This is a genomic window from Amycolatopsis alba DSM 44262, from assembly GCF_000384215.1.
GTDB classification, from domain to species: Bacteria; Actinomycetota; Actinomycetes; order Mycobacteriales; family Pseudonocardiaceae; genus Amycolatopsis; species Amycolatopsis alba.
Window position 1 is genome coordinate 7177622 of the sequence record NZ_KB913032.1, and the last position, 15808, is coordinate 7193429.

The following is a 15808-nucleotide window of genomic DNA, read 5'->3' on the forward strand; positions in this document are numbered from 1 at the left end:
TCTCGTCAGCCCGACCACATGGCGAGCAGTTTCTCGCGCTCACCGGGGAGCAGTACGTCGACGGCGCCCAGGCGCGAACCGGGATCGGCGACCGCGGCACGCACCACCTGGACCAGCCGCTGGGTCAGGGACGTGACCGTCTCCTCGTCGAAGATATCGGTGGCGTACTCGACCAGCGCGTCGATGCCCTGCGGACGGCCGGCGGCGTCACGTCGCTCGGTGAACGCGAACAGCAGGTCGAACTTGGCGTTGCGCAGCCCGGCCTGGTGCTCGGTCACCTCCACGCCAGGGAGTTCCAGCGTGGCCTCGCCCGCGTTCTGCAGGACCAGTGACACCTGGAACAGCGGGTTGTGGCTCAGCGATCGCGCCGGATTGAGCACCTCGACCAGCCGCTCGAACGGCACGTCCTGGTTGGCGTAGGCGGCCAGGTCGGTTTCCCGCACCCTCGCCAGCAGTTCGGTGAAAGTCGGGTTTCCGCTGGTGTCGGTGCGGAGCACCAGGTTGTTCACGAAGAAGCCGACGAGGTCGCTGAACGCGTCGTCGTTGCGGCCCGCGATCGCCGCGCCGATCGGGATGTCCGTGCCCGCACCGAGCCGGGTGAGCAGACCGGCCAGCATCACCTGCAACGTCATGAACAAGCTGGCACCCCCGGTTCCGGCGAGCCGGGTGAGGCCGTCGTGCAGATCGGCGTCGAGCTCGAAATAGAGGGTCCGGCCACGCCGGTCGCGTACCGACGGCCGGGGCCGATCCACCGGGAGCTCCAGTTGTTCGGGCAGGCCTGCCAGCTGTCCGGTCCAGTACCTCAGCTGCTCCGTGACACCTGTCCCGTCGGTGTGGAGACTTTCCCGCTGCCACAGCGTGTAGTCCGCGTACTGGACAGGCAACGGTGCCCAGTCCGGGGCGCCGCCCGCCAGCCTGGCGGCGTACGCGGTGGACAGATCCCGCAACAGCGGCCGCATCGACCAGCCGTCGGTGGCGATGTGGTGCAGGCAGATCAGCAGCACGTGCCGGTCCGGGGCGAGCCGGAAGAGCTTGGCGCGCAACGGCGGCTCGTGCTCGAGGTCGAACGGGCGGTCGACCTCGGCCGCCACCGCGTCGGGCACACCGGGCTCCGGACAGTCCACTGTGGTCAGACGGAACGGTTCGGGGTCGAGAACGCGCTGATACGGCTCGTCACCGGACAGCGGGAACACGGTCCGCAGGCTTTCGTGCCTGGCGATCACGTCACCGATCGCCGCCTGCACCGCGCCCGCATCCACCTCGCCGGTCAGCGAGAACACCGACGGCAGGTGGTAGGCCGAACCGTCGTCCACCCGTTCCGCCAGCTGCTCGACGAACCACAACCGTTGCTGCGCGAAGGACAACGGCACCCTGGCCGGACGGCTCATCACCCTGACCGGCGGCCTGCCGGACGCCGGACCGTCGATGGCCTTGGCGATGCCCGCGACGGTCTGCCGGTCGAAGATCACCCGCACCGGCAGGTCCACGCCGAACACCGAACGCACCCGGCCCGCCAGCTTGCTGGCCAGCAGTGAGTGGCCGCCGAGATCGAAGAACCCGTCGTCCACCCCGACTTCGGCGAGCCCCAGCACCTCGGCGACCAGCCGGCACAGCAGTTCTTCCTGCGGGGTGCGCGGCGCCCGGCCGGTCACCGTCCACTGTGGAGCGGGCAGCGCGGCGAGGTCCACTTTCCCGTTGGCGTTCTCCGGCAACCGGTCCAGTACGACGAACGAGGCCGGGACCATGAAGGAGGGCAGGGTTCCGGACACATGGCGGCGCAGTTCGGCGACGTCGAGCCGGACAGCGCCCGCGCCCACCACGTACGCCACGAGCCGGAGGTCTCCCGGCGCCGCCTCGATCGCGGTCACCGCTGCCTGTGCCACCCCTGGGTGCTCGTGCAGGGTCGTTTCGATCTCCCCTGGCTCCACCCGGTAGCCCCGGATCTTCACCTGGTGGTCGGCCCGGCCTGCGAACGTCACCGTGCCGTCGCCGTTCCACCTGGCCAGATCGCCGGTCCGGTACATCCGCTCGCCGGATGCGCCGAACGGATCCGGAAGGAACCGCGTCGCGGTGAGGCCGGGCTTGGCGAGATAGCCACGGGCCACCCCCGCGCCCGCGATGTACACCTCGCCGAGCACACCGGGCGGGACCGGGCGCGCTGCCTCGTCCAGCACGTAGACCCGGTGATTCCACACCGGGCGGCCGAGCGGGATCGTCGTGGTCCGGCCGCTCGCGACGACCTCGGCAGGCACGGGGAACGAGAGCGCGCAATGCGTCTCCGTCGGCCCGTACTGGTTGATCAGCCGTCGGCCCGGCCGAGCGGCCAGCAGGGAACGAAGCTCATCGCCCAGTGTCAGCGCCGAGCCCGCCTGCACGATGTCGGTCAGCGTCGGCAGCTCGGTGCCCTCGGCGGCGGCGGCCGAGCAGATCCCGTCGAGCAGCAACGCCGGCACCATGATCATGCTCACCCGGTGCCGGTCGATCCAGTGCACCAGCCGCGCCGGATCGGTGCGGACGTCCGGCTCCGGGATCGCCAGCGTGCCACCGCGGGCGAGCGTCGCGAGCATCTCCTGCAACGACATGTCGAATCCGACGCTCGCCAGCTGGGCGGTGACCCCGCCCGTGTCCCCCGAACCGCCGTCCGCCTGCCAGCACACCGTGTTGAGCAGCCCGGCCGCGGGCATCACGACCCCCTTGGGCACCCCTGTCGAGCCGGAGGTGTAGATCACGTAGGCGGCCGCTCCCCCGTCACGCCGCTGGTCACCCGTCAGTTTCGTCGCGGGCTGCCGGTCGATCCGCGCCACGTCCTCGGGGTCGTCGAGGACCAGGGCACCGGGTACCCGGTATGCGTGCTCGACGCTCGTCACCACGACAGCGGGCGCGGCGTCGGCGAGCATGAACCCGACCCGGTCGTCGGGAAAGTCCGGGCTCACCGGGAGATAGGCCGCGCCCGCCTTGACCGTGGCCAGCATCGCGACCAGCAGTTCCACGGAGCTCTCCAGCACCACCGCGACGACCCGCTCGGGCCCGGCACCCCGCCCCACCAGTTCCCTGGCCACTTGATCGGCCCTGGCGTGCAGTTCGGCGTAGGTGACGCTGTCCGTGTCCGTGACGACGGCGACCGCCCGCGGTGTCCGCTCGGCTTGGTCCTCCAGCAACGTGGCGAGGTCGGTGGCGGGCAAGGCACGGGCGGAGTCGTTCCATTCGGTCAGCACCCGTCGCCTGCCGGGCGCGGACAGCAGTTCGTACCGCGACATCGGCCGCCCTGGATCGGCGGCGGCCTGGTCCAGCACAAGGCACAGCTGCTCGGCCATGGCCTCGACCGTGCCGTGGTCGTACACGTCGGTGGCGTACTCGACCAGGCCGTCCACCCCGCCCGGCTCACCGTCGGCGGACAGCTGTTCCTTGAAGTTGAACGACAGTTCGAACCGGGACGTCCCGATGTCGACCGCCTCGAAGCGGGACCTGAGGCCCGGCGCGTCCAGCGCGGGCTCGACGTTCGCGTCCACCAGGAACAGCACCTGGAAGAGCGGGTGCACGCCGAGGGAACGAACCGGGTTGACCGCTTCGACGACGTGCTCGAACGGCACGTCGGCGGCGTCGAACGCGGCGAGGTCGGTCGTCCGGACCCGCTCGATCAGCTCGTGGAAGTCCGGGTCGCCCGCCGTGCCAGTGCGCAGGACGAGCGTGTTGACGAAGAACCCGACGAGGTCGTCCAGCGCCGCGTCGGTGCGGCCGGCGATGGGCGCGCCGATCGGCACGTCGGTGCCCGCGCCCAACCTGGTCAGAAGGGCGCAGAGACCCGCCTGGATGACCATGAACAGCGTGGCCTGGTGCTCCCTGGCGAGGGCGGTGAGCCGGTGGTGCAGTTCGGCGCCGAGATGGACGCGCACCCGGCCGCCGTCGTAGCCGGCGACGGCCGGGCGGGAGCGGTCGGTCGGCAGGGTGAGCTGCGCCGGTGCGCCCTTGAGCGCCGTCCGCCAATAGTCCAGCTGTGCGGCCAGCAGGGAATCCTCGTCGCGGTCGCTCAGTTCCCGTTGCCACAGCGCGTAATCCGCGTACTGCACCGGCAGTTCCGGCCAGTGTGGCGCGCTGCCGGCCAGTCTCGCCTGATAGGCGGTGGACAGGTCGCGCCGCAGCGGTTCGAACGACCAGCCGTCGACCGCGATGTGATGCAACGCCAGCAAAAGCACATGCTCATCGGGACCGAGGACGAACAGGTAGGTCCGCAGGGGCGCGTCCACGGTCAGGTCGAAACCTTCGGACGCGTACCGCCGGACCGTCTCTTGCGCCTTGTCCGGCTCGACGTCGATCACCACCACCGCCGCGGCCGCGTCCGGGACCTCGAGGACCTCCTGCCTCGGCGTTCCCGCCTCCGCCGGGAAGATCGTCCGGAGCGGCTCGTGCCGGGCGATCACATCGCGCACCGCCAGGCGGACCGCCTCGACGTCCAGCTCACCCGACAGCGACAAGGCGAGCGGGGTGTTGTACCCGGCCCCGCCACCGGCGACCTGGTTGAGGAACCACTGGCGCTGCTGCGCGAACGACAACGGGACCCGTGCGGTGCGGTCCTTCCGCTCGATGGGCGGGCGGCTCGCCCGGTACGTGTCGAGCCTGCTCGCCACCCCGGCGGGCGTCGGCGCGGTGAAGAACTCCCGCGGGGTGATCTGCGCGCCGAAAGCCGCCTGCAACTGGGTCAGCAGACGGGACGCCAGCATCGACTGGCCGCCGAGCTCGAAGAAGTCGTCGTCCGCGGCCACCCACGGTTCGCCGAGCACCTCCGCGAAGATCGACCGGACGAGATCGATTCGCGGGTCCGTCCCGGACGGCGCACCGGCGAAGTCACCACGCTCGGACATCGATTCCCCCTTGCCTACCGGAGCCTGCCTGAATTCGGGTTCACGAACGGTGCCGTCAGCACAGGGTCACTCCCAGCTCGCGCATCCACAGGTCGACCTCCAGCAACGGGATCAGGATGTGGGCGTGATTGGCGTGCGTCATCGTCGGCCGGTCCGCGGCGGAGATCATGTCCTCGATCCGTTTCCCGTCGAGCACCGCGCCCAGCGGGGAGTCCGGGTCGCTCGCCAGCGCGCGGACACCGGAGATCACTTGCGCGGCATAGCCAGGGGAGAACGACGCCGGATAGGCGCTCTTGGGCCGGTCGAGGACCTCGGGCGGCAGCCGGTCGCCGAACGCCAGGCGGAGCAGGCTCTTCTCCCTGTTGTCCGCGGTCTTCATCTCCCACGGGACGTTCCAGACGTACTCGATCAGCCGATGGTCGCAATACGGCACGCGCACCTCGAGGCCCACCGCCATGCTCATCCGGTCCTTGCGGTCCAGCAACAGGCTGAGCGGGGCCTGCATGCTCAGATACAGGACCTCACGCATCCGCGCGTTCAGCTTGGTTTCCCCCGGCAGGCCGGGCACCTCGGCCAGCAGCGTCCGGTAGAGGTCCCGTTCCTGCTCCCCCGGTTTGATCCGGGCGCGCACGTCCGGCGCGACGAAGTCGGTCAGCCGGACGCCATCCCCCATCCAGGGAAACGTGTCCGCCCAGACCGCGTCCGGGTGGCGGAACCACGGGTAGCCGCCGAACACCTCGTCCGCCGCCTCACCGGACAGCGCGACGGTCGACGTCTCGCGGACCGAACGGAACAGCTCCAGCATCGACGCGTCGAACTGCCCGAGGCTCGGCAGGTCACGCGCGTGCCTGGCGGTCGGGAGGGCGGACAGCATCCGCTCGTCGTCGACGATCACCTCGTGGTGGTCGGCACCGATATGCGCGGCGGTCAGCTTGGCGTACGGGCTGTCCCGGTCGGGGCGCAGCGCGGTCGGCCGGAAGTCCGCCTCGGCACCGGCGAAATCGACGGAGTACGTCGACAATCGCCCGGAACCGTTCTCCCGCAGTGTCTCCGCGGCCAGCGCGGCCACCACGGACGAGTCGAGGCCGCCGGAGAGCAACGTGCCCAGCGGCACGTCGGAGACCAGTTGCTCGGCGACGATCCGCTCGACCAGTTCACGCACCGTCGACACCGTCTTGTCGAGGTCGTCGGTGTGCTCCTCGCTCTGCAGCGCCCAGTACCTCGACTCGGCGAACTCGCCGGGGGTGAACCTCAGAACGTGTCCCGGCCGCACTTCGGCCAGCTCCAGCAACGGCGTCGCGCCCGACGGCGTGAGCCGGGCGTTGAACAGCATCGGCAGCGACTGTTCGCTCATCCTGGCGGTGAACAGCGGGTTGGCGAGGATCGCCTTCGGCTCGGACCCGAACAGCAGGCCACCCGCGTAACGGTGGTAGTACAACGGTTTCACGCCGAGCCGGTCGCGGACCAGCAGCAACTGACGCCGGTCGGTGTCCCAGACGGCGAAGGCGAAGATCCCCACCAAGCGCTCGACGGCCGCGGCGCCCCACTCCACATACGAGCGCAGGACCACTTCCGTGTCGGACTGCGTGTGCATCCGGTGCCCGCGCGCGACGAGCTCGGCGCGCAGCTCCCGGAAGTTGTAGATCTCGCCGCTGTAGGTCAGCACGATCTGCCCGCCACCGGGCGACCGGGTGGTGACCATCGGCTGCTTGCCGCCGGCGATGTCGATGACCGCGAGTCTGCGGTGACCGACGGCGGCCTCGCGCGACAGCCACATCCCCTCGTCGTCCGGGCCGCGAGGCGCCAGCCCGCCGGTCATCTCACCGAGGCAGGCGCTCTCCGCCGAAAGGTCGCGGGTGAAGTCCACCCAACCGGCGATTCCGCACATCAGTCAGTCCCCCGCCACCATGGGCAGCACATCCGCTGCGACCTTTTCCAGCACACGCAGATCTCCTTCGTACGGTGGCTCATTTCTCGGGAACGGCACGATCAGATCGGTCACGCCGACCTCCGCGTACCGGCCGGCGACGTCGGCGAACGCGGCGGCCGAGGAGAACGGCGCCTGCGCTCGATTGACGTTCAGCAGGAACACCTTCAGCGTCGCGGGATCACGGCCTTCCTCGACGCACATCCGCCGGACGGCGCCGATCTGCTCGCTGGCCAGCTCGGGCGTCACCGCCGGGGCCACGCTCCCCCGGCGCGCGGCCACGCCGTTGGTCAGCCAGCCGTCCCCGTGCCGAACCGCCAGCCGTATCCCGGTGGGACCGCTTCCGGCGATCACCACCGGAATCCTGGCGCGCGCGCCGCCGTCCGGGTCGATCCACGCGTTGCGCGCGGAGTAGAACCGGCCCGCGTAGTCCGAACACGGCAGCCTCAGCAGCTGGTCGACGACCTCGACGAACTCCGAGAAACGGTCCCGGCGCTCGGCGGGCGACCACGGCGCCCCGCCCAGCACCTCCGCGTCGATGCCGGAACCTCCCGCGCCGATTCCGAGCACGAACCGGCCGTCCGCAAGGTCGGACACGGTGACCGCTTCCTTGGCGAAGGGCACCGGATGCCGGAAGTTCGGGGACGCGACCAGCGTGCCGAGCCGGATCCGCCGGGTGCATTGCGCGGCCGCGGCGAGCGTCGGCATCGCGGAGTACCACCGTTGCCCGGCCAGCTCGCGCCACGCGATGTGGTCGAAGGTCCAGGCGTGCGCGAAACCCAGTTCGTCGGCCATTTCCCAGGACTGCCGCGCTTCCCGCCAACGGGCCGCGGGCAGGATCATCACGCCGATGCGAATGGTGCCCCCCTGTCCACGGTGCCCCGCAGGAACTCGTCCAGGTGGGTCAGCCGCGCGGCGCGCAGCCCGGTTCCCTCCCACCGGAGGTCCAGCCGGGCCGGGCGTCGCTCGTCGTGGAAGTACACGGCTTCCAGCGCGCCGTCGGGAGTCTCGGTGATGACCGGGTTCGCCACCAGGAGGTCCCGCACCCGCGAGGTGTCCCGCAGCACCCGAAGCAACAGCCGTTTGCCGCCGAAATGGTCGGACGGCAGGACCACCCGAGGGTGCAGCTTGCGCTTGAACTGGAAGATGCCCTTGCTCAGGAACGGCTCGCTGCCGGACAGGTTGACCGCCCGGATGCCGTTGGTGGCCGCCCATTCCAGGATCAGCGCGTACAACGCCGCGAACGCGCCCGTGCCGTAGTGCGACCGGGCCCCGTGCGTCACACCTGCCAGCCGCAGGGTGAGGGTGCGGGTCCGCCAGTCGACCAGGCACAGCATCCCCGCGATGCGTTCGGGTCCTTCGGTGAGGAAGAACAGGAAACCCCGGCGGAAGACGGAGTGGAACGCGATCTCACGCTCCAGGCTGCGGGTCGCGGGACCGTGCCGCTCACGCATCGTCGGCAGGTGCACGTGTTCGTAGAACCACTCGAAATCCTCGGTGGCGGTGGCGTGTTCGAGCGTCCAGCCGAGGTCACGCCGCTGTCGCGCGACCCGCTGCCGTTCCTTCCTCGACATCCGGGCCCGCATGGCCTCGACGTCCGGTACGACCGGCACGACGAGCTCGATGCGGAACGGAAGCAGCAGATCCCGGTCCGACATCAGCGGCCGGAGCCGGGCGGCCGGGGCGCCGATGGCCAGCAGGTCGACGCCGGACGGCGCCACCGCCTCCGCCCACCGCGCCGTTCGCGTTTCCCGGTGGATCGCGGCACCATCGGCGGCCTGTTCTTCCAGGAACGGCACGACATGGCTGGCGCCCTCGGGCACGCCGGCGTAGCCGAGGGTGAGCGAACCGCCGATGGTGGACCGGATGTCCGTCGCACGGCGCAAGCGCGCGTCGTCGAACGCCGACCTGGCCCGCACCAACGCCGGCCGGGTGCTGGTACGCCAGGCGAAGACCGGCCGCGCGACGAGCGAGCGCCGGATCAGCAAGATCCGCTCCCGGCGGAGACGTACTTGAAGATCTCCTCCGCCGAAGACACCGGCGTCACCCCGCGCTCGGTCAGCGGCTTCATGTCTTCGTCGGTGTACCAGCCCGAGCCGTGCACGACCACGTCGTGCCCGGACTCGACCAGGCCGCGGTCGATTCCGTTGAGGACACCGGTGAGCGCCATCATGAGCGACCACTCGCGCACCGCGGCCGGATCGGCCGGTACGGGGAAACCCGCGTCGGTGAGCAGCGGGGTCAGCTCCGCGTACCGCTGGTGGCATTCCAGCTCGGACACGACGATCCCGTCTCCCCCGTGCCGTTTGATGATGCCGGTCATCCGGTTCGACGTCGCAGGCCGTCGTGTGTAGAAGGTCGGATCGAGCACCTCGCCGGGATCGCTTGTGCGGTACGGGAAATGCGGGTCGGATCGCTGCTCGTGCCGCCCGGTCACCGGATCGAGCCGGTAGTGCGGGACGCGTTCGCGGTCGAAGTCGCCGTGCCGCAGATGCAACACCATGTCCGGGGTCCCGAGGTGCTGGACGAGCAGGCTGTGCGGACGTCGTAGCGGATCCGACTGCCCGTCACGTTCCAGCCGGTCGCGCCCGAGGTGGTAGCCGAGCAGGCCGAAAGCACTCGACACCGCGTGCGCGTGGGTACGCTGCCGTTCGGCCTTGTCGACAGGCGCGACAGCGTGTTCGAACAACGCGCGGCCGACGTCGGCGACCAGGTAGTTGTCCAGGTCGAGGGAGTACCAGAGGTGGTGACCGTGCTGCCGCAGCAGCGTTTCGGCGTACTCGTCGACGAAGCGGCGGCCGAGCACCTTGACATTCTCCGCGACGGGATCGTCGTAGGTCAGCAAAGGGTTCAGCTCCGCCAGCCGCGGGTCCTCGGACAAGGCGTCGGTCCGCAGCTTGGCGATGTTCGCCGCGGGCGCGAGGACGACCACCCGCAGCTGGTCCGGCCGGACCAGCCCGCACGACACCGCTCGCGCCAGCGCGTCCCGCAGCGCGGTTCCCTTGTTCGCCGAAGTCGGCGAGAAGATCACCACGGGTTCGCCGTACCGCCGGGCGAACTCCGCGGCCCGTGCGACGATCAGCAACGAGGCGAAGGTCTTCGTCGTGTTGGTCCCAGGGTTGCGGGCGAGGTTGAGCAGCATCAGCTCGTGGCCGCGGTAGCTGCCCATCTCGTGCCAGGACACCTCGGCCGCCGCGAAGTACTCGCGGACCGCCGGTGTCAGGTCGGGCAGCGCACCGCCCACGCCGAACCGCGCCGGATCGTCCCGCACCGGTACCCGCCAGGTCGCGGCCGACAGTTCCCGTACCTCGTCGTAGAAGTCGGTGATGAGATTCCCGGTCCGGACGGCCCGCGCCGCGCGGACGACTCCGGCATCCGGCTGATCGGTACGAGACAAGATCGCACTCCTTAGATCGTCAAACGACGCACTGACCCGCCAGTCCGGGCCGGTGGTGCCCCCAGTTGGCCATCAACCCGAACGCGGCAATTCCGAACTTGCCCAAGACTTGTACAACGCGGCCAATTCCACCCGCGAATTCACGCCGGTCTTGCGGAAGATCTTCCTGAGATGAAAGTTGACCGTATGCGTGGTGACGAAAACCTGGTTCGCGATCTGGTGGTTCGTCAGACCGTCGGCCACCAGCCGGACGATGCTTTCCTGTTTGTCCGTCAGATCCCTGAACGTCGCCCCCGGAATTCCGCTGAACCGCGCATAAGTGTCGTAGACGCCGACCGAACGCAGCCTGCTTCGAACCCTGGCGAAGTCGCGTGCCGCGGCCGCCTCCGAATACAGCGAGAGCGCCTCCTGAAGCGCGTTCGCCGTTCGCGGGCTCGCGATGTCGGCGAGGTCTTCGACCACCCTGGCACGCGACCAGCTGTCCGCGTAGAGCAGCCGCGCCTGGGACAGGAGGCCGGTGTCCCGCCGCGACAGTCCGCGCGCGTGCAGGTCTGCCGCCCGGAAGGCAGGCAGGTCGTCCTCCGCCAGCTCGCCGATCAGTTCGCAGACCCACCGCGCGGTGGGGAGGTCGTCGCCGCACAGGGCGACCCGCACGATCAGCGCGGCCATCGCCGGCTCGCGTACGAGCAGCTCCCGCAGCCGCCGTCCCGTCCCGTACATCTCCTTGAACAGCGACAATGCGTGCCCGTGGCCGTACTGGGCTTCGGCGAGCTGCAGGACGACGGAGCCGTACTCCGCCGGATCGCCCTCGATCAGCTTGCACCGGCGCACGTACCGTGCCGACTTCGCGATGTCGCCATCACGAAGCGCCGCCAACGCGAGCACCGCCAGCTCGGGTGAGGACAGCTCCGCGCTGTCATGGCCGTTCACCACCGCGACGGCGTCCCTCAGCCGCCCGGCCTTCGCCAGACGGCGGGCCTTGGCCGCCGACCACGGGGCTTCCCATCGGGTCTGCCCGGTCCACCGCATCCGGTCTCGAACCGTGGCCAGTATCGTGTCGCACTCGTCGAACCGGGACGCATCGGCGAGCACGACGGCGGCCGCGATCTCCACCTCGGCGGGCCTCTCGTCGACGGCGAGCCGCCCGCTTTCCGAAATCGCCCGATACGCCAGCCGTAGTCCGCGGGACAGCTCCCCCGAACACCACGCCTCGGTCGCGCGGGCCATCGTCTCCCGCGGGTCACGAGCGGGAAGGTCGCCCGCCGGGAGCGCGGCACGGGTGAGCTCGACGAGCGCGTCCCGAGCCAGTTGCTCGCCGCACAACCGCAGGACGCGGTCAAGGACGGCGGGCAGCACGCTTTCGGGCAGCCCCGGTTTGGCCAGCCGGGCGCGTCCGTCGCCGACCTCGACGAAACCCTCGTGCGACAAGCCGTCGACGAGCGCTTCGAGCAAGGCCGGGTTTCCGCCGGCGGTGTTGGCCAGCCGGGTCAGCGCGAGATCCGGCTCGGCGTGCAGCCGATCGGCGAGATAACCGGCGGTCTCGTCCTCCGTCCACGGGACGAGCTCCGACCTCGTGCCGCCGAGAACCTGGCAAAGCCGCTCGACCTCGGGGCAGCCCGCACCGGACTCACGGGCCAGCACCCAGACCGTCCGAGTCCCGGTGGCGACCATGGCCAGCAGCTCCCGCGCGAAGCCGGGCGAGGCGCGATGCACGTCGTCGATCGCCACGACGGCCGGCTCCGCGCGCTCGGCCGCAGCGACGGCCGGGTGCTCGCCGGCGCCGAGCCGGGTGGTCGCGAATCCGGCGTCGGCCGCGAGCCCGAGGACTTCGCCGAGCACCCACGTCTTCCCGGTCTGCGCCGCTCCCTCATACAGCAGGACGGCGCCCTTCCCGGATTTCGCGGCGCTCAGCACCGAGCCGACGAACGCGCGATCGAGGTTTCGTGAGGTCTGTTCTTCTCGCATTGTCATCCCTGGACGACGTTCAGCCCGACGACTTCCTCGATCAGTTCGAGTTCACCGCGACGCGCCGTTGCCGACAGCGCGGAGGCGGCCAGCATTCTGTTCTGGTCATCGAGTTCCTGGGACAGTTTGAACCGGCCGACCAATTCGTGGATCTCTATTTCGAAACCTACTATGTGCTCGATCATCCGGTCAATGCGCGGATCGTCGAGGTCCAGCCGATAGGAATCGTCACCGGGATCGGATTTCACGCAGATACCGGAAAGCCCGGCCAGCAGTGCGGCCCGATCGGGAAGCAGGCGGCCACGGCCTCGCACGTGCACGTTCATCGAGTTCCAGGTGGGGAGCACGCTGGTTTCGAAAACCTGCGGGGAAAGATAGGCGTTCGGCCCGTGGAACAGCACGGTCAGCTGATGGCCGTCGATGAGCTGCACATGCGGGTTGGCCCGGTCCAGGTGTCCGAAAAGGACTCCGTGCGCACCGCGTGCCCGGTCGAGCGTCAGCGGCAGGTGCGTCACCACCGGGTCCTCGGCGCCCCGTGCGGAGATCAGGGTGGCGAAGCTGAACCGCTCCATCACCGCGTAGATCTTCTTCGGATCGGTTTCCACGTAATGCGGCGGCGGGTACGCCGAGGCCTTCGACACCTCGACCGGCCGCCGGGTCCGCACCGGCGGCGGGGTCTGCTTGCAGATGTCGGTGAAGATCTGCTTGGCCCGGAACGGCAACAGGGACAACAGGGTGTCGCCGAGACCGAAGGAAGACTCGCCGTAGCCCTGGACGTAGAACCCGCCTTCCAGTTCCGCGGTGGTGCCCACCCGGTAATCCGGTGACAGCACGAGATCTCCGGACTCTTCCCGCAGGAACGGCAACAGATCCGCGAACATCGACTCGTCCAGCGCGCGGACGTACCCGGTGGCCAGCACCACCCCGTCACACCGCATCTCCTCGTCCCCGCCGCGCCGATCGGTAACCGCCACCCGCAGGGAAGCGCCGTCCGCGCCGACGGCGGTGACCTTGGTGCCGGGGTGGACGATCAGCCTGCGGGTACCGCGGACCTCGTCGTCGTACACCAGCCGGTAGAGGTCGTCGAGGAAACCGGGTTCCACCACGGCGTAGTTCGTGTTGCGCAGCTCCGCCAGCAGCCCCGTCCGATCCGGTTTCGTCCTGGCGTGGAAGTGATTCGCCCTGCCTTCGAAGAACTGCTCGTTGACGAACGGGTTGCTGTCGGCCGCCCGCAGCGCGCTGCCGGAAAGCAGGAGATGCACGCGGCTCGCGGGATACCGGCTCAGCAGGTACGCCGCGATCTCACCGGCGCTCTGGCCGTCACCGGCGACGCCGAATTCGTAAGGCCGCGACCGGTCGGCGAAATGGCCGGGGAAACGCGGCAGGAAGTCGCTGGAGTGCACCACGGCCGGGCTGTCGCAGACACCGCCGTCGGGCAGCCGGGGCCGCCCACCGGCGGCGTGCACGACGTTGGCCGCGTAGCGGACGGTCGTCTGCCCGGTGACGACATCGCGCGCCTCCACCCGGAACAAGCGGTGCGCGTCCTCCCCCGTCCGCCGGACCGGCGTCACCCTGGTGACCTCGGAGTTGTAGCGGACCTGACCGGAGAACGATTCCGCCACCCATTCCAGGTAGTCCTGGTACTCCAGCCTGGTCGGCCGGAAGTCGTTCAGGTTCACGAACTGTTCGAGGCGGCCCTTGGCCTTGGTGTACTGCAAAAAGGTGTACGGGCTGGCCAGGTTGCGCAGGGAGACCAGGTCCTTCAGGAACGAGATCTGCATACGTGAGCCGTCGATCAACATACCGGGGTGCCACCGCAGCCGGGAGCTGCGCTCGAAGAAGAGGCAGTTCCGTTCGCTGTCGAGTTCCTCGGCCGCGATGGCGAGGGCGAGGTTCGACGGCCCGAAACCCACGCCGATGAGGTCGTACGGATTGCCCTCCGCGCCCAGTTCCGCGGTGAGCGGGTTCGGCGGTGCATCATTCCTCACAGCAGTACCTCACAGCATTCGAAGTTTCTCCCCGAGACGCTCGCGTTCAACTGTCCGGATCATGCAGTCGAACGCGCGCGGATGACACCACCTGCCGTCGCCGTTCGGGTCAGCACACCTTGTGCGCCCAGGAGAAGGGATCGGGTCGATGACCGTGCTGGATTCCCAGCAGTTCCTCGCGCAGGCGCAGGGTCACCGGGCCTGGCCTGCGGTCGCCGATCTGCCATTCGCCCGACACACTCTTGACCATCCCCACCGGCGCGATCACCGCCGCCGTACCGCACGCGAACACCTCGGTCAGTTCACCGGAGGCACACTGCCGTCGCCATTGGTCGACCGAGATCCGGCTTTGCCCGGTCGCGATGCCGAGCTCGGGCGCCAAAGCCAGCAGCGAGTCGCGGGTCACCCCCGGCAGCAGGGTCCCGGTCAATGGCGGGGTCACGATGCGCGGCCTGCCGTCGCCGTCGGGCGCGTAGACGAAGAACAGGTTCATCCCGCCCATTTCCTCGACCCAGGTGTGCTCGGCCGCGTCCAGCCACACCACCTGATCGCAGCCGTTGCCCACCGCCTGCCGCGTGGCCTTGAACGTCCCCGCGTAGTTCCCGCCGGCCTTGGCGGCCCCGGTCCCGCCGGGCGCGGCACGGGTGTAGTCCTCCGACAGCCACACGTTGAGCGGTCTCGGCACGTCCCCGGCGCCGAACGCGGCGGTCGCCGGTGAGGCGATCACGCAGAACAGGTAGCTGTCCGACGGCAGGGTGAACCCCAGGCCCGGCTGCGTGGCGATCATGAACGGGCGCAGGTAAAGACTGGTGCCGACGGCGTCCGGCACCCAGTCGCTGTCCTGGCTGACGAGCAGTTCCAGCGCGCGGACGAAGAGCTCCTCCGGCAGCTCGGGCATCGCCATCCGCTCGGCCGATCTGGTGAACCTGGCCGCGTTCGCGTCCGGGCGGAACAACGCGATCACCCCGTTGGCCTGACGGTAGGCCTTCATGCCCTCGAAGCATTCCTGCGCATAGTGGAACACCGACGTCGCGGGGTCGAGCATGAACGGCCCGTAAGGTTCGAGGCGCCCGTCGTGCCAGCCGCGTTCGGCCGACCAGCGCAGCGTGACCATGTGATCGGTGAAGGTCTTGCCGAACCCCGGCGACGCCAGAATCGCCTTCCGCTTCGCCTCCGGCACGGGCTGCCGGTTCGGGCGTACCTCGAAGTCGACCATCAGCAGTTCACCTTCCGCGGCCGGGGACACGGCCAACCTACCGGCGGCCGAGATCGCCGTGGTGTCACAAGAAGGAGGGATAGGGACGGCGCACGCCGCGTGGGTACTGTCACCGTCACGGCGTGGGTTTCCCGTACAGACGCGATTCGATCGCGCTCAACACTGGGGTTTCTAGGCAAGGAGCCGGCGGCATGAACCAGTTCGACGATCCCGACGGGAACTTCTCGGTGCTTGTCAACGACGAAGAGCAGTACTCACTCTGGCCCGCGACGCTGGCCGTGCCGTCCGGCTGGACGATCGCCCACCGTGAGGACTCCCGCCAGGCGTGTCTCGACTACATCGAGCAGAACTGGACCGATCTGCGGCCGCGCAGCGCGCGACGCGACGCCGCCCCGGCGTCCAACCGGTGACCGCGCCCCTTCGCCGTCCGACGTCGCGAGAGTCAGGAACGAGGGA

The 15808-nt window shown here is 69.5% G+C and carries 9 protein-coding genes; 1 reads left to right on the top strand and 8 read right to left on the bottom strand.

The window, feature by feature from the left end; genetic code table 11:
• Positions 1–5: 5 nt before the first annotated feature.
• From AMYAL_RS0133780 to AMYAL_RS0133815, 8 genes are all read right to left on the bottom strand, one after another.
• Complete coding sequence (locus AMYAL_RS0133780; RefSeq protein ID WP_020635720.1) at positions 6–4859, bottom strand: non-ribosomal peptide synthetase; 4854 nt, start codon at positions 4857–4859, stop codon at positions 6–8.
• A gap of 55 nt (positions 4860–4914) precedes the next feature.
• The gene (gene asnB, locus AMYAL_RS0133785) at positions 4915–6747 is read right to left on the bottom strand and encodes an asparagine synthase (glutamine-hydrolyzing) (protein ID WP_020635721.1); all 1833 of its coding nucleotides are present in this window, start codon (positions 6745–6747) and stop codon (positions 4915–4917) included.
• A gap of 3 nt (positions 6748–6750) precedes the next feature.
• A complete protein-coding gene (locus AMYAL_RS0133790) occupies positions 6751–7629 on the bottom strand; it encodes an LLM class flavin-dependent oxidoreductase (RefSeq protein WP_020635722.1) in 879 nt (292 codons plus the stop codon).
• The gene (locus AMYAL_RS0133795) at positions 7629–8774 is read right to left on the bottom strand and encodes a hypothetical protein (RefSeq protein WP_020635723.1); all 1146 of its coding nucleotides are present in this window, start codon (positions 8772–8774) and stop codon (positions 7629–7631) included. The genes AMYAL_RS0133790 and AMYAL_RS0133795 overlap by 1 nt, the downstream gene beginning before the upstream one ends.
• Entirely contained in the window at positions 8768–10183 is a 1416-nt protein-coding gene (locus tag AMYAL_RS0133800; RefSeq protein WP_020635724.1) for a DUF6002 family protein, read from the bottom strand. The genes AMYAL_RS0133795 and AMYAL_RS0133800 overlap by 7 nt, the downstream gene beginning before the upstream one ends.
• A gap of 72 nt (positions 10184–10255) precedes the next feature.
• A complete protein-coding gene (locus AMYAL_RS0133805) occupies positions 10256–12148 on the bottom strand; it encodes a helix-turn-helix domain-containing protein (RefSeq protein ID WP_020635725.1) in 1893 nt (630 codons plus the stop codon).
• A 2-nt stretch (positions 12149–12150) separates the two neighbouring features.
• Positions 12151–14136 (bottom strand): SidA/IucD/PvdA family monooxygenase, encoded by a 1986-nt coding sequence (locus AMYAL_RS47930; protein ID WP_020635726.1) that lies wholly within the window; start codon positions 14134–14136, stop codon positions 12151–12153.
• Positions 14137–14245: 109 nt separating this feature from the next.
• Positions 14246–15352: a branched-chain amino acid aminotransferase gene (locus tag AMYAL_RS0133815; protein WP_039795949.1), complete on the bottom strand. Its 1107-nt coding sequence runs from the start codon at positions 15350–15352 to the stop codon at positions 14246–14248.
• 191 nt (positions 15353–15543) lie between these two features.
• Between AMYAL_RS0133815 and AMYAL_RS0133820 the strand changes: the two genes are divergently transcribed.
• Positions 15544–15762, top strand: coding sequence for an MbtH family protein (locus AMYAL_RS0133820; RefSeq protein WP_020635728.1), 219 nt, complete (start codon positions 15544–15546; stop codon positions 15760–15762).
• Positions 15763–15808 lie beyond the last annotated feature (46 nt).